The sequence below is a fragment of the Pseudomonas cannabina genome (assembly GCF_900100365.1).
Taxonomy (GTDB): Bacteria; Pseudomonadota; Gammaproteobacteria; order Pseudomonadales; family Pseudomonadaceae; genus Aquipseudomonas; species Aquipseudomonas cannabina.
Genome location: NZ_FNKU01000001.1, coordinates 3,948,312 through 3,965,805, shown reverse-complemented (window position 1 = coordinate 3,965,805; position 17,494 = coordinate 3,948,312). Strand labels below are relative to the sequence as shown.

Here is a 17,494-nt window from a genome sequence, read left to right as displayed (position 1 = left end):
AATCTGCACGAAAGACCGTTACCGTTCAGGTAAGGATCGGGCGTTGGGCACAGGAGCCGGGCGGTTGGCCACAATCAGCCAGCCGCTCGTGGCGTCGATCAATCGATCAGCGGCGGCCAGCAACGAGTGTGTATCCAGATTTGACAGAGCTTCTCGCAACGCTTGCGCCGGATCGTCTTGATGCCCGGCAAGGTGCGCCTGCCACTGCAGCTCGGCGTGCTGCTGTTCGGGCAGGTTTATAGGGTCGAATTGGGCTGACAGGGCACAGATTTGCTCGGGCAGGTCTGCGCTCCGGACGATATCCGGCAGTGCGCCGATGAAGGCCTCGATGTGCTGAAACAGTTGTTCGGCGTTGCAGGTAGGTGCTTGAACGCCGAACAGCAACCCGTTGCGCCCGGCGATTTGCCTGATGCCGCTGAACACCGCGTAACCCAGCTGCAATTCGACCCGCAGTTTTTGATAGAACGGTGCCTGCAACAAGTGCCCAAGCAGACGCCACGCGGCCTTGTTTTCGGCTGACTCGCTCGGTGCAGGACAAAACACCAGCACGGCGTCTTCTGAAGAGGACGACGCTTCAGACGCCCAGCGTTTGCCGGGCTGTAGGGCTGGCAGTGTCGATGGGGTGGTGTGCGGGGTTCCGGGCGTGGCGTCCAGTGCCGCGTTGATCCGCAGTTGGCTGGCAGGGCACCAGCCTCTGGTGAAACTGATCCAGCGTGAATCTGCCCAGACGGCTTGCAGATCACCGACCGGTTGCTCTGGCACGCTGCTCAAATAGTGATCAGCCAGGCGTTTGAGCAACTGACGAATCGGAATCAGCGCGGGCTGCGTTTCGGGTCTCAGCGTTTCCGGTTGAAGCAGGTGCAGACGATGCAGGCCGTGCGCAAGGATGTCGGCCATTGGCGCCCGCAGACCGTTGAGTTGCAATTGCCAGAACGCGCCATAAGCGCAGAACGTGACGGTCACGCCGGCTTGTCGGGCGTTTTCGATCAGGTCTTTGAGATTGGCATTGAGCCTTTCCCACAGTGCAGGTTGCGGGGATGGCAGCGCCCAGCGCAGATAAAGCACGGCTTCAGCGCTGTCGTTCAGCGTCGAATTCAGAAATGGATTGGGCGACGGTAAACGCCAGTCAATGTGATCGTTGTCTGAGTTATCCACAGTCGGCGGATCGATCAAGGCATCTGACATGAGCTGTTCAAGCAAAATGCTCAGTGCCGTTGCGCCGTGTGCGCTCAGTTGCGCTGGCAGCTCGTGGCAATGGTGATGCGCCAGCGCCAGAGGCTCGTACCTGCACAGACGACGCTGTTGCAGGCGCTGATATTCGTCGACCAGCGCAGGCCAATGGGTCTTGAAGAACTCAAGCCAGTTGCAAAGCACACTGCTGACACGGGCTGTGTTTGCCAAGGCCCCTTTGAACTCGACAACCAGCAGTAACTGGCCCTCGAACTGATACAACGGCGTGGCGTTCAGCGATTCAGCCAGGCCTCTGTCGGCCAGCCCGGCCACCAGACCGCCCGGCTGCGTGTTGTTCATCCAGTGGCAGAGAAACGCTACTGCCTCGCCTGCCTGCGCTGGCAAATCTTCGCAGGCAAACAACAACGTGTGCTGAGCACTTTTTTGTTGATGACCGGGTGAGTGAGTCACCAGTGGCGGCGGCGGGCGCTGTCTGAGCTTTTTTCCGCTGGCAAACAGCACGCCATGGTTTTCGGCCAGCGCTTCCAGTTCGTTCAACGATTGCGGCCCGGTCAGGCATAAGGTCATTTGCCCGGCTTGATAGAAACGGGTGTAAAAATCGTTCAGTGCTTGCTGGAACGCCGGATTGGGCACGGACAGGCTGTAACGGTTGCCGGCATGGAAACCGCGCAGCGGATGCTGTGGATTGATCGGCGCAAGCAGGCGTATCTGCTTTTGCGCTTCGACGTCGCCCAGCCAGGCAATGAACTCGGCGTGCAGCACTTCGCGTTCGCGCCGTTGATCGGCAATGGCCATGCGCGGGTTGGCGAGCATGTCGCACAGGCGCTCCAGGCCTTGCGCGAAGGCAGCTTGTGGCAGCTCGAAGAAAAAATCGGTGGTGCGCTCGCGGGTGCTGGCATTCACCTGTCCACCATGACGCTGCACGAAGGTCATCAGGTTTTCCCCGGCGGGGAAGCGCTCAGTGCCGAGGAAGAACAGGTGCTCCAGAAAATGCGCCAGCCCCGGCCACGCCTGCGGCACATCATGACTGCCCGCGGTGACCCGCAACGAAGCCGCACTACGCTTGAACCGCGAATCGTGACACAGCACCACACTCAAGCCGTTGGCCAGCGTGATGCGTCGGGTGTCGTTGGGTAGCGGGGCAGGCATGAAGTGTCCACGGGGGCAGGGAGTGCGAGACGTCATGCTAGCGGATAACCGGCGAGGTTCGCGAGCCTGGCACGTTAGTTGAGATGGCCGATACATTCACCTGAAACACCGTCTTCGCGAACAAGCGAAGCGTCGCCCGGTCCGCTCCCACAGGGGTCAGTGTCGTGCTCGGGTCAGTGACGCATAAAGCCCCGGCCGACGATCAACAAAGTAGTCATTCGCGATCCTGGCCTGTGCCAACAGTGCCTTGTCCAGTGTGCAGATCATCAGTGTTTCATCCTGACCCGCCAGCAGCGGGCGGCTGCCGTCGGGTGCGCAGACGCTGCTGAGCCCGCAATAACGAATCTCGCCCTCGCTGCCGCAGTAGTTGGCGTACACCAGGTAGCAATGATTCTCGAACGCCCGCGCCCGCACGGTTACGTCACAGACGAAGTCGTAAGGCAGCATGTTCGCCGTCGGCACCAGAATCAGTTCGGCACCTGCCAGGGCCAGGCGGCGGGTGTTTTCGGGGAATTCCACGTCGTAGCAGATCAGCAGGCCGAGGCGCCAGCCGTTCAGCTCGACCACCGGGAAGTGATCATCGCCTGCCGTGAACATCGACTTGTCCAGGTCAGCAAACTGATGCGTCTTGCGGTAATTGCACAGGCGGGTGCCTTGGCTGTCGATCAACTGCACGGCGTTGTAGATCTGTTGATCAGCGCCGCGCTCCGGATAGCCATACAGGATGGCGATACCGTTGGCCTGGGCAAGGGCGGCGATGTGAGCCGCTGCCGGTCCGTCTTGTGCCTGTGCCCGTTCACTGACCGCCTGTGCGCCGATGTTATAGCCGGTCAGAAACATTTCCGGACAGATCAGCACCTGCGCGCCTTGTGCGGCGGCGCTAACGGCTTGTTGTTCCAGCCGGGCCAGATTGCCGCTCACGTCCAGCGGCAATGGCGGGCATTGATACAGCGCAATTCGCATGACGTTTTCCTTGGTTGTCAGTCAGCCAGTGCGATCGGGCCGATTTCGTGGAACACGTCGCCAGGGCCGGGGTTGCTGGCGTGGGTCTTGCCGCCAAAGTGATTCATGATGCCCCATACGGCATTCAGCGACGTCTGCACCGCACCTTCGACCTAGGCGGGCGTCCACGACACATCGTCACCGGCGATGAACAGGCCGCGCTGTTCGCTGGGCATGTCCTGCTGCATGAAGTGCGCGTACATGCGCTGGTTATAACGGTAATGCCCCGGCAGCGCACCTTTGAATGCGCCGAGGAAGTGCGGGTCGGCTTCCCACGACACCGTGATCGGATCGCCGATGATGCGCGCGGCAATGTCGACTTTCGGGTAGATCTTCTTCAGCGCATCGAGCGCCAGCTTCACGCGCTTGTCGATAGGCTGCGGGAGCATTTTCAGCGCATCGCTCATCCACGAGTAAGACAGACAAATCACCCCCGGCTTGTCGTCGCCGTTATCGAACAGATAGGTGCCGCGGGTCAGGCGGTCGGTGAGTGTCATGCTCATCACGTCGCGACCGGTTTCCGGGTCTTTGTCCTTCCAGAACGGACGGTCGACCATGACGAAGGTCTTCGATGACTGCATGTAGCGCGTGCGGTCCAGCGCCATCCACATCTTCTGCGAAAACAGCGATTCCTCGCACTCGATCTGAGTGGTCAGCAGCCAGCTCTGGCAGGTGGTCAGCACCGCCGCGTATTGCCGGGTGTCGCCCCAGTTATCGGTCACGCTGAAGTTGCCATTCTCGGCCCGCGCAATACGCTTGACGCCGGTACGCGGTGCGCCACGGTGCAGCGACGACAGGCTGGTTCCTTTGGGCCAGTGCGCGCAGCGTTCCGGCACGTGGTTCCACAACCCGACCGGCACTTGCTGCACGCCGCCGACGATCAGATGCTGGTGCTCGTCGCAGTTGGTCATGACGACGCGGAAGATCTCCAGCATCGAATTGGGGAAATCCGAATCCCAGCCGCCAGTGCCGAAACCGACCTGGCCGAACACTTCGCGATGGTAAAACGACAGTTTGGCGAAGGCTTCGGAGGTTGCGACAAAGTCATAGAACGTGCGGTCGTCCCACAGCGGCACCAGCGTGTTCCATAGTGATTTGAGACGTGGCACGTCGCGGTCGCGGATGGCTTGCTGGATATCGGCGAATTGCGAGCCGCTTTCCAGGGCATCGGCCCAAGCGTCAGCGACTTCCTGAAACAGCGCGGGCAGGTCCGAGAGCATTTGCGCGTAATACGTGGTGCCTTCCAGATCGATGACGGTACTGCCGGACGCCGCCGTCAACGGGTTGGGAAACGGCCTGGATTCCAGGCCCAGCTTGTCGACGTAATGAAAGAACGCGGTCGAGGACACCGGAAAGCGCATGCCGCCCAGCTCGGCCACGATGCCCTTGGCGCCTTCGAACTCCTGCGAGCGCAGACGACCGCCCATTTTCGAGGCCTCGTAGACGACCGGCTTAAGGCCCATCTTCATCAATTCATAAGCCGCCACCAGCCCGGCGATACCGGCACCGACAATCGCCACTTCCGCGCCATGATGTTCCGCCGGAATGCTGCCCAGGCCTTTCGGGTGCTCGATCCAGTCATCGAAAGCGAAGGGGAAATCCGGGCCGAACATCGTGATCGGTTTTTTGCCATTGGCGGGGTGACGATTGTTTTTCATGACTGACCTTGGTGGGCAACGGCGAAAAACGACAGTCTAGAGAAGGGGGCGCACGTTAATAAGACGCAAAGTGTCGTCAATATGATGTTTATTTAGGCTAAGTGACGAAGTTTTATTACGAACTGTACGTTTCAGCAGCATTGTTTATGCATTCAGACTGGCTGCCCGCGATCAATCTTGCTGCTGAGGATGATCGATGTAGTGGTTTTTTCGACGCCATCCACGCTGCCAATCAGGTCGAGCAGCTCATCCAGTTGTTCCGGGGAATCAGTACGCAGCCAGGCCACGTAATCGAACTCGCCACTGACCGCGCACAACTGCTGAACCTGGGCCATCGCACTCAAGCGCCGCAGCACTTCCTTGCCTGACCTCGGTTGCACGGTAATGCCGACATACGCTTGCAACCCGCCATCGACCACGCGCTGACCCAGACGCACGCCGTAACCGGTGATGACTTTACTGCTTTCCAGTCGCGCCAGCCGAGAGGTGACGGTGGTGCGGGCGATGCCCAGTTGGCGAGCCAGCATGGCCAAGCTTTCGCGCGCGTTGATCTGCAAGGCGGCGATCAATTTGCGATCAATTTCATCCAGCGCAGGCGGGCGGGTGTCAGGCACGAGCATTCCTTAAAACTTCCAGCGCTTGGCGGTCTTGGCGAGACGCGCCTGCAAACCGTCCAGATTGTGCGCCAGTTGCTGGGTCATCAAGTGGTAACCCATCAGCTCGGCAGGAATGAGTGGCTGCAGCGCTGGCGCTTCCGCAGTTTCAGTCGTGCGCGCCAGACGCTCGGTCGCGCCGGTTTGCAGGGCGCGGGCCATGCCTATCAACTGGCGGCGGATCTGCCGGTAATCAGCGTCCAGCGATGCTTTCAGCGACTCGTCAGCGATCTGATTCAGGTTCGCAGGTCGAATATTGGCGAGGATTTCCAGCGTGCTCAGGCACATGCGGAAATGGCCCTGAATGGCGTCCAGCTCGACCATGGACATCTTCACTTCCTTGGACACCGACGGCAGCAACGAGCGCAATTGCAACATGGTGGCGTTGAGCCTGGCGGTCAGTTTCAAGTGCTCGTCGGCGGTGACCGGCTGGCCCTGCACGATGGGCCCATAAACTTTGGCACAATCACGCAGGCCGCTGGCAAGGTTGTAGCGCCAGGAAAACACCGCGTACAACGGCAGCGCGAACGAGAACGCCAGCGCCAACGCGATACCGATCAGGATATCGACGGTGCGCCACAACCCGTCGCTGATCCGGTTGTAACCGTGGCCGGCCACGATGAACAGCGTGATCGCCGACAGTAACGCGGTGTACCCGCCCTTGCCGATGGCGTGATAAGCAAAGAAACCGCACATGACCGACATCATCGCGTAGGTCAGCAGCGGCATTTCCAGATAACCCTGCTGCACCACCACAATCAGCCCGAGCCCGGCACCGATCAGTGTTCCGTAGGCCCGCTCGACCGATTTCTTGCCGATATTGCCGTGGTGCTGCAAACCACCGATCACGATCAACATGGTCACCGACGCCCACTCGCCATGCGGCAGGTTGAGGCCCGTGGTCAGGAGGATGGTCACCAGCATCCCCACCGCAATCCGCGCCGCATGGATCAGCCGCGCATGCCGGTAACGGCGGTACGGGTCCAGCAAAGGACGCAGAACAGGGCGAAGCCAGGAGGGTATGAAAGCAGAGCGCGAATTCGTCATGCGTAAAGAGACCGCGAGGGTGGGGAAGAAATCCCTGATTGGATGGTGGTATTGCTCAGTAAGCCACATTTGCCGGGAGTTGGGTGGGGATTGTTGGCAATCAGCGCCAGTGGAATCGTCAGATAACACCGTAGGAATAACGTGCCAAACATAGCAGGGAGCAATTTTGAGATCCGTTAAAGTGCCTTGATATGTAACTTTATGGTCGTTAATGTGTTATTTCATGATCCATTATCTTCACGTTTTTGAATGCAGTCGTGCTACGTTGTGAATCTTCGTCCCGCGTGTTCTGGCCGGTAACTGCTGATGAAAGCTTTTTTCCCCGTTCAATGCACCGACACGCTGTTGCGGATAGCGCTGCTGGTGAAGCAGGCCCGTCTGCAACAAGGCGTCCGTCAGATCGACCTCGCCGAGCGGCTGGGGATTTCGCTGCGCACATTTCGTCGCATCGAAGCCGGCAGTGCGGAGGGCGTATCACTGCGCGACTTCATGCTGGTGGTCTGGGGCCTGGGCGTGTCGGAACGCCTATTCCAAGGGCTGAGGGAAGATACCTCGTTCAGTGTCGAGCAGTTGGAGGCCGCTGAACGCAGGCGGGTGCGTTTGCCTGGAAACAAGCCGGAGGATTTTTGATGGCTCAGGCTTATATCTACATGGAATGCCCTGTCAGAGGGCAGACTCTCACGCTGGGCAAGCTGACGATTCAGGCCGGTGTCGGAACGTTTCAGTATTCACCTGACGCGGTACAGGCGAATATCTGGGTACCTGATCCATTCAGGTATCCATTGTCCGCGCGTTCTTATTCTATAACGAAAAATTCTGGCGTGCCCGGCTTTATCGACGACGCCATGCCTGATGGCTGGGGAGAGCGGCTCTTGCATCGAGTCGAAAAGGGCCCTCTGCAGACTGTGTGAAAACCTAGCAATCTGCGCAGCGCTCAAAGAAAATGCTCCGTATCGAAAGATACAGAGCATTTTTCGTTATGGCCTACATCCAAGGTGAGTCCCGCAGCCAGACCAGCCTATTCCCGGTCTCGCTGGAAGAGTTGATCCCCGAGGATCACCTCGTTCGTGTCATTGACCTGTACGTTGCCAGGCTCGATCTGGTGCAACTGGGCTTCGATAAAGCGATTCCAAAAAGCACGGGGCGCCCTGCTTATGATCCCGCCGATCAGCTAAAACTCTACCTCTACGGCTATTTTCAGCGGATTCGCTCATCGCGACGTCTTGAAGCCGAGTGTCAGCGCAACATCGAAGTGATGTGGCTGATCAACCGGCTCAAGCCCGACTTCAAGACCATCGCCGATTTTCGCAAGAACAATAAACCCGCCTTCATCGCGACCTGCCGTGCTTTCGTTCGGTTTTGTCGCACGGCAGGCTTGATCGCCGGTGAGTTGGTGGCCATCGACGGCAGCAAGTTTCAGGCGGTCGCATCCTCACGGCGTCATGTGAATTTGAAGCAGCTCAAGCGCCAGGAAGAAAAACTGGATAAGCGCATCGCTCAGTATCTGGCCGAGCTGGATGAGGCCGACAAGGCTGAAACCACAGATTCAATTGATCGCAGCGCAATCAAGGTAGCCCTGGCACAGCTTGAGGCTCGACAACAGGATAATCAGAGTTGCCAGGCACTGATGCGTTCGATGGGCATCGAGCAGTTCAACACCCATGAAAGCGATGCCCGAATGATGCGCACGGCCAAAGGGCCACGTGTGGCCTACAACGTGCAAACCGTCGTGGACGCCGAGCATTGCCTGATTTTGCATCATGAGGTCACCCAAGATGGCGATGACCGAAAGCAACTGGAGCCGATGGCCAAGGCCGCCAAAGCAGAGTTACAGCAAGATGATCTGACGGTCACTGCCGATGCCGGCTACTCCAATGGCAAGCAGTTTCAGGCCTGCGAGGATGCTTCGATTACGGCCTATGTACCGCCCAATCGTTCGAAAAACCCTGGCAGTCAGGAAGAGCAGCTCTTTGAGCGAAAAGACTTTATCTATGAGACCGGACACGATCGTTTCCAGTGTCCGGCAGGCAAATGGTTAACGCTAAAACAGCACAACAAAGGTGATCGGATCTATCAGGCTGAGGTCGATGACTGCGCCAACTGCGCGCTGAAAACGCAATGCACTCGAGCCCGGCGCCGTTATGTCTCACGACATGCCCATGAAGAGGCTTTCGAGCGGATGGAGCAAAGAATGCAGGCGCATCCTGAGATGATGGCCAACCGAAGATCCATCGTTGAGCACCCCTTCGGCAACCTCAAGCAATGGCTATTTGGTAATGGCCGTTTCTTGCTGCGACAACTGGAGGGTACAAAAGCTGAAATGGCCTTGGCGGTGAATGCCTATAACCTGAAACGAGCGATTAAAGTGCTCGGTGTGCGCCATCTGATGGCTTTGATGGGCTGAGCGGACATTTTTTTCGTCTGCTGCCAATACAAAAAAAACGCCCCGAACAAGTCGGGGCGTTTGCTTGGGCCTTCATCAGTGTGTTTTCACACAGTCTGTCTGGATGCTATTCAACTGCTGCTCAAATCCCCGAACGGCGACAGAGCGGGCAATATTATGGCCGGCGTGGCTCGCGAGCCGCAGCCCGGTCTAGGCCTGACGCCGCCGAAAGCTCTGCAAGCCAAAGGTCTTGATCAGTTCATCGAGGCTTGCGAAGCAATCTATGACAGCCAGCTGGGTGCCGATCAGCTGGAAGCCTTGAGGGTCAGGGATCAGCGATCCTCGGCGGGTGGTGCTCGTCCAAAGCGCACCTATCTGGGGGATAGAAAACTGATTCTGGCCAAGCCCCGGGACGCGTTTGATCATTATGATCTGCCCTCTGTGGAACACGCCTGCATGACATTCGCAGGGCTTAAAGGCCTCCAAGCGGCCAATACCTCTCTCTACCGTGGCGAAAAAATCAATACGCTTCTGGTCGAGCGCTTTGATCGGATGTTTGACGAGCAGACCGGCCGTTTCCGGCGACTACCAATGCTCAGTGGGCTGACCTTGCTGGATGCCGAGTGGAAAGCGCGTAGCCATCCGGACTGGCAATATGCGGCACTCGCTGACGAGCTTTATCGTCGGGGTGCTCCGGATCAGGACCGGCGAGAGCTGTATCAGCGCATGGCTTATAACGTGCTGGTCGGCAATGGCGATGACCACCCCCGCAATCACGCGGTTATCTGGAAAGACGGTACCTGGCGGCTGTCGCCCATGTACGACGTGCTACCGATTCTGGATGAAGGGCCTGCTCAGGCACTTGCCATGTCGGTGGGTATCGAAGGGCCGCGTCTCAATCGAGGCAACCTGCTGAGCCAGCACAGCCACTTTGCGCTGAACAAATCGCAAGCCGAAGCCGTGCTGGATGAAGTCGCAAGCTGGGAGGCTGAACTGCACGACTACTACAGCCAGTTCCTTGCTGGAGCGGAACTGGATGCTGCGGTCACTGCGACCAGTGGGGTACGTCTGAAGCGTTAGCACTCATCCTCGACGCTTGAGATTTCGCACGTGTTCACGATGAGTGGCGCGGTTGGGTACGCGTCGACCAGCTTGCAGTGCGTTCACTAGTGCATCTACCTGCGCTTCACTGAACACCGGCTGCTGGAATGAGCGGATGTAGCGAATGAAGCCCGCGCCATGCGTCACGTTTATCGGCATTGGTGTCTTGAACGTGCTTTCGCCCATAAAACTGATGACCGAGTGCAGGCATGCCATGTTTACGCCGAGAGTCGCCTCCAGCGCCTTGAGGTGTTTGTAGTTTTGCCGTAACGGGTTCTGAAACCTGAAGGTCTGTCGGTAGATTTTCTGCGTCCATTGCGGCTGCTTTTCGCTACCAAAAATCCAGCCACGCATGTTCTTGGTTTCCAGTACAAAGATGCCGTAGGGCGATATAAATACATGATCGATCTGGGTTGTGCCGTCTGCTGTGTCCAGGGTGACGTTGTGCAGGCGGCGATAGACTGTCTTGTCCAGTTTCCAGTGAGCAAGCAGGCGCACCCACAACTCACCGAGATGACCTTTGGCCCATGATGATTTGAGCAGCGTCAGCACTAGCAAAGTAGGAACTAGCCAGATGAGAATATTGATGACGGGGGCGAAGATAGCGCTGTAATTCACGGGGAGTCCTTTCCATGGCGTTCACGTAGGTCTGACAGGTTTCGGAGCCGAAGCGCAATTCTTTAAAGTGCAGTGCTATTGATCTGATAACGCGTACTGCGCCCGCCGCCCGGAAGGCGCGTCAGGCATTAATCGGCTCATAGGGTGAGCCGATTGTGCGTGCCATTCGGCTCATCTTCCAGACTTGCTTTCAGAGACAGGAAAATCTCAGGTCCTGATATCCCTTTTTCGCCGTCGCTCAAGGAACCTTGCCCGGCTTCCTGCCACTCAGGACGCCGCAATAATGCCCGTCATGGATAATCTGACGGGTTCTTGGGCACAATGGCTCGACACCACAAAAGCGGACGCTATCCAGCATGAAAAGTCTTCTCCCCTCGCTCCTGATTCTGTTTTTCTGCAACGGTGTATCGGCAGGAACGGCACGTGATGAGCAAAGCATGGCGTCCTATGTCGACAGCCACGTCACTGAGCAGATTGCGCTGCTTGAGAAGCTCGTCAACATCAACAGCGGTACAGATAACGTTGAAGGTGTTGTCAAAGTGGGTAATTTGATGAAGCCGGAGCTGGAGGCGCTTGGCTTCGAGACCACTTGGCACGACCTGCCTGCGGGCATGAACCATGCCGGTAGCCTCGTTGCGATCCACGATGGCAATAAGTCTGCGAAACGCATTCTCCTGATCGGCCATCTGGACACGGTTTTTCCTGAAACCAGCAGTTTTCAGACATTCACCTACCTTGAAGACGGCAAGAAAGCCAAAGGCCCCGGTGTCATTGATGACAAGGGCGGCATGGTCACGATGCTTTACGCCTTGCAGGCGCTGAAACACGCCGGCGCGCTGGAAAACATGAATATATCGGTGGTCTTGATTGGTGATGAAGAGCTGGCAGCCAAACCGACGGAAATATCCAGAGAACAACTGATCGCAGAAGCCAAAAGAAGCGACATTGCGCTGGGTTTCGAATTCGCCTTGTCGCCTAATCAGTTGATCACCGAGCGGAGAGGGCTGAGCGAATGGTTCCTGACCAGCACCGGCATCGACAAACACTCAGCGACAATCTTCCAGCCTGAAACCGGTTTTGGAGCGGTATATGAGTCGGCGCGAGTGCTTGATGAGATTCGCGTGAAGCTTTCGAACGAGCCAGGCCTGACCATCAATCCGGGACTCATCCTCGGCGGCTCCACTGCGGTTGAAGATGTCGCCAGCGGACAAGGCACTGCCTCAGGAAGAAAGACGACAGTCGCCCGAATCTCTTCTGTGCATGGCGATTTGCGGTTCAGCAGTGAGGACCAGAGAGTTGCTGCAGAAAGCCAGCTGAAAGAAATAGCCAGTCACCCGCTGCCACATACCAACAGCGATCTGAAAGTCAAAGCCATCATGCCGGTCATGGCGGATCGCGAAAGCAATCGCAAACTGCTGGAAGCCTACAGCAAGGTCAGCCAGGATCTCGACGGGCCTGTTCTGGAATCGGCCCCGTCAGCGGAAAGAGGCGGAGCTGACATCTCCTATGTGAACAAATATGTAACCGCAAGCCTGGACGGATTAGGCGCCTGGGGTGAAGGGGCGCACAGTGAAAATGAAACCATCGATTTGAGCTCCCTGCCTGTTGTAACCAAGCGGGCGGCTATTTTCCTGAGCCGTTATGGCAATTGACGGTTGGCTTGATCGACCGCGATTGTGGATTGTTTTATGAGCTAAGCGGGAGCGGTGCTCGTTTGTGCCGCTCTTTGTCGGGTAAGGATTTCAGGCCTTCTGCCGGGAGTTGTTACCGGCAGAGCGATCAAAGAGAGTCTCTGTGGCGTTTGAGCGAAAGCATGGCTTTGGCCAAATGCCGTACGCTGACATTGGTGAAGGGCTGTCATGGATTGCCAATCGCTGACGTTCAGTCCGGCGACACGTAAGACGTTGTGGCGTGTGCTTTGATCGAGCGGTTAGCCGGACCGCAGCCACAACCCCTCATCACCCCGCACAAATCTTCTAAACGTCCTCTTCCAAAGCACGGTAATTTAGCTGTCCGCACAGTTCAAAGCTGAATCACGACCTCTGGAGCGTTCCTTGGATAAACGCAACTGGATTGAGCTGTCCCAGGACGCAGATACCGGGATTGAGTCGATTCGTGCCCATTTTCAGGGGCATGCCTACGATCCGCACTGGCATGACAGTTTTCTGGTGGGGGTCACCGAGCAGGGCGTGCAGCAGTTCAATTGTCGGCGCGTTCGTCACCTGAGTACGCCGGGCAAGGTGTTCATGCTGGAGCCGGGGGAGATTCACGATGGGCATGCGCCGACCGAGGAAGGGTTTACCTATTCCATGCTCTACCTCGATCCGCACTGGCTGGAACGGGAGCTGCACGCGTTGTTCGAGCATGCGCCAGCCAACAGTCAGCCGGGGTTTGCCGACACCCTGAGCCAGGATCCGCGACTGGCGACGGCCATCTATCGCGCGTTCCGCGTACTCCATGAGGGTGACTTGCGCATCGTTCGTCAGAGCGCCATCGACACTTTGCTGGGTGCGCTCACTGGCCACCTCGATTGGCGCAAGCGGCACGCCTTTGATCCGCGCCTGCCATTAGTGGCCCAGGTCGCGCGTGATTACCTGCATGCCCATGTCTACGAAGACATCGGACTGGAGGATCTGGCCCACGCCTGCGGGGTCGATCGCTTTCGCCTGACGCGGGCCTTCAAAGCTGCCTTCGGGCTGGCTCCGCATGCGTATTTGATCCAGCTGCGCTTGGCCAAGGCGCGGCAACTGCTGGCGCGGGGCGACTCGCCGGCGCAGGTGGCCAGCGCGCTCGGGTTCGCTGATCAAAGCCACATGGGCCGCTGGTTCCGTCGTGCCTACCAGCTCACACCTGCGGATTACCGCAAGCGCTGCTCAAACCTTCCAGACTGAACCCTGCTGACTCGCGACCATGGTTTCCTGTCTGATCAGGAGTTTAAGTCATGGAGTCTTTGCTGCCTTTCTTGCTGTTTTCGTTCGTGGCCTCGATTACCCCGGGGCCGACCAATATTCTGGTGTTGAGCCACAGTTCGCGGCGAGGGCTAAGCGCAACCTTGCCCATCATTTTTGGCGCATGCGGGGCAGCGGCGCTGATAGTGCTTGCAGTCGGGCTCGGCGTGGGCGAAACGCTGCTGCGCTTTCCGCTTGTGCAACACACGATGACCTGGGTCGGGGTGCTCTGGTTGAGCTGGCTGGCGTGGCAGATTTCTCAAAGCGCGCCGCCGTCCCTCGACTTTGCCGCTCCGCGCGAAGAGGGGCTTAGCGTGTTCGGCGCGGCTACTCTGCAACTGGTCAACCCCAAGGTCTGGATGATGGCCGTGGCAGTGGTGAGCGTATTTGCCGACGGCAGCGACAAGACCCAGCGGCTGCTGGTGTTGTCGCTGGCGTTTCTGCTGGTCTCCCTCCCGTGCATGACCCTCTGGGCGCTGCTCGGCGTGGGCAGTGCACGCATTTTTGGTACGCAGCGGGGGTTTAAACGGATGAACCATGTGCTGGCTCTTTTGCTGTTGGTGTCGGCCTGGTTGAGTGTGTGGGTGTAGGTGAATTCAGGTTGGCATAGCTGCCGCCGGAAGGTATTGAGATGGCGGTGATTTTCATGGAAGCGACGCCGGTTTGGCAGGTTTCAGCAGCGAGCTATTCAGTCATGATCTGCTTGCAGCGCTGCTGATATTCGGCGTAGGGAAGTCCCTGTTCCCGGAGCTGGTGTCGCGATTCAAGTGTAGTGAAAGCGCGGGTCCGGCAAGCTCAGGCACGGATGCAGTTAAAGGGGGCGCTCAAGCAGTGCGCAGAGTTTCGTGAAAGATGCTTAAGCATCCCATCGCTCCGTGATCAACGTCACCTTGGTTTTCCACCCAGAAACGTCTCGGTTAGAATGGCGATTCTTCAAGGACACTTTTCAAGGAGTGAATCGGTGCAAAACAACCAAACCGTCAGTTGCCCACATTGCATGAACAACGTCCCATGGGGGGCCTCTCAGTTGCAGCAGGCTGGTATGCGGCGAAGCTCTGTCACGATCACGTTTCGACCCATTCAGCTGTGCTGTGGGCTGTATTCGGGCTCGTTTTCGCACTGATAGGTGCTCTGTCCATAAAGATCTGTAAGCGTCTTTACACGGGCAAGACCTGGTTTCGACGGATTTACCGGGCCAAGTGACTATTCAGGATGGAACTTGTTTGCACGAATGACTCGTTAACGCGAGAGCGGCGAAGATTTAGTAGGTATGGCAACCAGTGAATATTTGCCCAGATGCTCAATGAGATTCCTCGCCTTCGGAGTCTCGCCGCATTGGGTGGTTGGCTTCTACGATACCGCGCTGTCGCGCAGCAAACTGGGATAACTATTCTGAGAGCGGCCGTAGCGGTGATCCGCCGTGATCGCGAAGGCTGATTAGTAGACGCATAAATTCCTGGCGTTTGTGCCTGCCTCGCGAGCAATGCGAATCGCCGCCCCGGCCACTCCCAAAATGGCGAGGTGCTAATGTTCATATGGAAGCAGGGAATCGAAGCTTATGCAGCCAAAGCCAAGACCAAAACCGGCAACTGCGAGCCAAACCACCCAGAAACGCGAAAGCCGCGCAATGCTCGGCTTTCAAAGGTGGTGGGCCCACACGGACTCGAACCGTGGACCAAAGGATTATGAGTTGCCTAGAAACGCTGTGGGCCTTACAAAACTGTTCATAGGTTAACGTAGGCTCACAAAGCTGAAAGCATTATAAACAGCGGGTTTGACGTAGTTTTGAGAAAGTAGTGAGAGCTTATGACTGTACCGGGTGTGTACCGAAATATTGAACCAGAATCACGCTCGTAAGGTTTCCATTCACATGTATTCAGTCACTTCAATTCTGCCATATGTCCTCCAAACCTCTTTCAATCCCATCCTGCGCAAAATTGCCTATGATTTTGAATGTGTGTTTTGGCTGGTCCTGGGCGTGTCCACTGGCTAACATGACGTGAGCAATTTTACGAAACGGAGATGTTCAATGAGGTCTGACCAAAGTCGTGTCGCTGAGAGAATTGCATTTGCCGCCGGGATCGCGCTGCTCGGATATGCCATAGCTAAAGGATTTTCAGATCAGATAGGCGTAGATATTTCCGCTGGAGGCAGACTGCTGTTCAGCATCCTCCTGTGTCTCAGTTTGGTAGGTTACGCGATATGGAATGAGCTCACGGACGGTTTCTTAGGGTGCAGGGCGCTTTTGCCTCTAGCGCTATCGACCTTGTGGAGCGGATTCTGGCCTGCCATGCAGTACTGGGGCGTCAAAGGCTTGTACTTCCCCGGGTTGTCCATCGAGCGTCTAGACGTGGAGTGGTGGGCTAGCACATACATGCAATGGGGAGGTTCCGCAGTGCTGCTTTTGGGGGGGTACGGGATCGCCTACTGGACCTGGAGAAGGTATTAATTCATATCAGAAAACACACTGCCGTCGACAGCTTGGAGCTACAGGCTGAGAATAAAGCTATGTCTATGCTGTGACTTATAGATTTGATTCGGAGTTGAAATGTGGTTGTTTGAACGCTTGTTTTATACGCCGCCGCCTCTTCCCACTCGCTCAGAGGATTTTTCAGACTACAGAGCGTGGTTTTTACACGCGGTAAAATTCACAAATGCCCAGGGCTTTAAGGTCGCAAAGCCAAATTGGCTCTCTTCCCCAATTAGCGAAAGCGATGACTTTCTGGATCGGGCTTTACTGACCGCAGGTGTTAGCGACGCCTCAAAATCAGCTTTTCAGTGCCTTAAATGGAGCCATTTTCTCGCACCCCACATTGAGGCCTCTCTCGGTAGAAAAGTCTACGTCACCATCGGACAGCTTTGGAGAGGAGACACGGTTGCATTCAATCCATCTTGGGAAGATTTGAAACGTTGGTGTAAGAGAGGAATTTCACTTGCAGATATTTCTTCTCAAGGCAGGCAGGGGATTAATTTGCACGTTTGGCTGACAGTTGAAAGCGGTCAAATAATTGATGTCAGTTTACCTAGCTCACTGGCTAGGATTTTTCCCGACAAGGAGTATGGGAAGTACCTTGGAGGGATGATATGGGGTATTCCTCCGCAGATGTATGGTGACTATTTTTACCTGCCTATGGCCGTTGGGTCTAGTTTCGCAGAGGCAATTGGTAGCTGCTCTGAGTTGAAATTAATCGCTCGTAATTCTAATGAGCTGAACGAGTATCAGTATGCGTTTGTGAGAAACTGAGTGGAGACCCGCGATCCTAAGGAGGCGCTGATTTATTCGATTTTTCGTCCCTGCAACGCTCTGGAGGCCTTGATTTATCTGGGGGCAACAGCTGGGTTTTAGAATAAATCAGCGTCTCCCTAAGTTATCTGCTCTCCAAGCTAGATAAGGCTCGCAGCACGCTTCGTAGTCTTTCTCAGATCAGCGTTCAACCAGAACCAGCGAGATCGGGCTATCAGAAACGGCTAGCGTTGAGCTGCTCTGATCTATGGAGTCGTTTAGATGAATCGAGATCTCGCCGTGATGAAGAACTCCCAACCCCAAGTATTTTCGCGCGCGAAAATACTTGGCTGCTGGTGATATCCAGCGCGACAAGTCACCCTGGATCTCACCAGCTCATTTGGAAGCATCTTGTTGGGCTTCCAAACGAGCTGTGTGCACTATTTGTTCACCGCGAAGTAAACGAACGGTGTCCACGCTCGGCTGACGCTTACCCTAACGGTTGCGGGTCGCTATGAGCA

General features: G+C 56.7%; 11 protein-coding genes and 4 pseudogenes. 8 read left to right on the top strand and 7 right to left on the bottom strand.

The genetic code is table 11. From position 1 onward, the window contains the following. Positions 1-18 precede the first annotated feature (18 nt). The 5 genes and pseudogenes from pqqF to BLT55_RS18720 form a co-directional block, all read right to left on the bottom strand. Positions 19-2,340, bottom strand: a complete 2,322-nt coding sequence (gene pqqF / locus BLT55_RS18740; protein WP_054999111.1) for a pyrroloquinoline quinone biosynthesis protein PqqF — start codon at positions 2,338-2,340, stop codon at positions 19-21. A 156-nt stretch (positions 2,341-2,496) separates the two neighbouring features. Then, on the bottom strand, positions 2,497-3,303 hold the full coding sequence (locus BLT55_RS18735) for a carbon-nitrogen hydrolase family protein (RefSeq protein WP_054999112.1): 807 nt from the start codon (positions 3,301-3,303) through the stop codon (positions 2,497-2,499). Between the two features lie 17 nt (positions 3,304-3,320). Further along, positions 3,321-5,000 (bottom strand): annotated as a pseudogene (locus BLT55_RS18730) (flavin monoamine oxidase family protein). A 152-nt stretch (positions 5,001-5,152) separates the two neighbouring features. Continuing rightward, positions 5,153-5,614, bottom strand: a complete 462-nt coding sequence (locus tag BLT55_RS18725; RefSeq protein WP_054999117.1) for an Lrp/AsnC family transcriptional regulator — start codon at positions 5,612-5,614, stop codon at positions 5,153-5,155. A 9-nt stretch (positions 5,615-5,623) separates the two neighbouring features. Then, positions 5,624-6,700 (bottom strand): FUSC family protein, encoded by a 1,077-nt coding sequence (locus tag BLT55_RS18720; protein ID WP_054999113.1) that lies wholly within the window; start codon positions 6,698-6,700, stop codon positions 5,624-5,626. Between the two features lie 306 nt (positions 6,701-7,006). Here BLT55_RS18720 and BLT55_RS18710 point away from each other — a divergent pair, with 306 nt between their 5' ends. The 4 genes and pseudogenes from BLT55_RS18710 to BLT55_RS18695 all read left to right on the top strand — a co-directional run. Beyond that, positions 7,007-7,330 (top strand): helix-turn-helix domain-containing protein, encoded by a 324-nt coding sequence (locus BLT55_RS18710; protein ID WP_007247967.1) that lies wholly within the window; start codon positions 7,007-7,009, stop codon positions 7,328-7,330. Then, a pseudogene (locus BLT55_RS18705) lies at positions 7,330-7,608 on the top strand (HipA N-terminal domain-containing protein); the annotation flags it as partial. The gene BLT55_RS18710 and the pseudogene BLT55_RS18705, both read left to right, overlap by 1 nt. A gap of 71 nt (positions 7,609-7,679) precedes the next feature. Continuing rightward, positions 7,680-9,104, top strand: coding sequence for an IS1182-like element ISPsy6 family transposase (locus BLT55_RS18700; RefSeq protein WP_055001182.1), 1,425 nt, complete (start codon positions 7,680-7,682; stop codon positions 9,102-9,104). A 99-nt stretch (positions 9,105-9,203) separates the two neighbouring features. Further along, a pseudogene (locus tag BLT55_RS18695) lies at positions 9,204-10,163 on the top strand (HipA domain-containing protein); the annotation flags it as partial. Positions 10,164-10,166: 3 nt separating this feature from the next. Here BLT55_RS18695 and BLT55_RS18690 read toward each other — a convergent pair. After that, a complete protein-coding gene (locus BLT55_RS18690; protein WP_055001509.1) occupies positions 10,167-10,802 on the bottom strand; it encodes a nuclease-related domain-containing protein in 636 nt (211 codons plus the stop codon). A 356-nt stretch (positions 10,803-11,158) separates the two neighbouring features. Between BLT55_RS18690 and BLT55_RS18685 the strand changes: the two genes are divergently transcribed. From BLT55_RS18685 to BLT55_RS18675, 3 genes are all read left to right on the top strand, one after another. After that, on the top strand, positions 11,159-12,454 hold the full coding sequence (locus BLT55_RS18685) for a M20 family metallopeptidase (RefSeq protein ID WP_055001508.1): 1,296 nt from the start codon (positions 11,159-11,161) through the stop codon (positions 12,452-12,454). 402 nt (positions 12,455-12,856) lie between these two features. Beyond that, complete coding sequence (locus tag BLT55_RS18680; RefSeq protein ID WP_055001507.1) at positions 12,857-13,693, top strand: AraC family transcriptional regulator; 837 nt, start codon at positions 12,857-12,859, stop codon at positions 13,691-13,693. Between the two features lie 50 nt (positions 13,694-13,743). Next, the gene (locus tag BLT55_RS18675; RefSeq protein ID WP_055001506.1) at positions 13,744-14,340 is read left to right on the top strand and encodes a LysE family translocator; all 597 of its coding nucleotides are present in this window, start codon (positions 13,744-13,746) and stop codon (positions 14,338-14,340) included. A gap of 679 nt (positions 14,341-15,019) precedes the next feature. On the opposite strand, the pseudogene BLT55_RS34810 reads toward BLT55_RS18675, so the two are convergent. Then, positions 15,020-15,100, bottom strand: a pseudogene (locus BLT55_RS34810) (integrase); the annotation flags it as partial. A 1,198-nt stretch (positions 15,101-16,298) separates the two neighbouring features. Between BLT55_RS34810 and BLT55_RS18660 the strand changes: the two are divergent. Next, positions 16,299-16,994, top strand: a complete 696-nt coding sequence (locus BLT55_RS18660; protein WP_055001504.1) for a hypothetical protein — start codon at positions 16,299-16,301, stop codon at positions 16,992-16,994. The last annotated feature ends 500 nt before the right edge of the window (positions 16,995-17,494 follow it).

Excerpts from the sequence above, each read along its gene's own strand:
- pqqF (WP_054999111.1), bottom strand. The coding sequence starts at position 2,340 with ATGCCTGCCCCGCTACCCAACGACACCCGACGCATCACGCTGGCCAAC.
- BLT55_RS18735 (WP_054999112.1), bottom strand. The coding sequence starts at position 3,303 with ATGCGAATTGCGCTGTATCAATGCCCGCCATTGCCGCTGGACGTGAGC.
- BLT55_RS18720 (WP_054999113.1), bottom strand. The coding sequence starts at position 6,700 with ATGACGAATTCGCGCTCTGCTTTCATACCCTCCTGGCTTCGCCCTGTT.
- BLT55_RS18710 (WP_007247967.1), top strand. The coding sequence starts at position 7,007 with ATGAAAGCTTTTTTCCCCGTTCAATGCACCGACACGCTGTTGCGGATA.
- BLT55_RS18700 (WP_055001182.1), top strand. The coding sequence starts at position 7,680 with ATGGCCTACATCCAAGGTGAGTCCCGCAGCCAGACCAGCCTATTCCCG.
- BLT55_RS18685 (WP_055001508.1), top strand. The coding sequence starts at position 11,159 with ATGAAAAGTCTTCTCCCCTCGCTCCTGATTCTGTTTTTCTGCAACGGT.
- BLT55_RS18675 (WP_055001506.1), top strand. The coding sequence starts at position 13,744 with ATGGAGTCTTTGCTGCCTTTCTTGCTGTTTTCGTTCGTGGCCTCGATT.
- BLT55_RS18660 (WP_055001504.1), top strand. The coding sequence starts at position 16,299 with ATGTGGTTGTTTGAACGCTTGTTTTATACGCCGCCGCCTCTTCCCACT.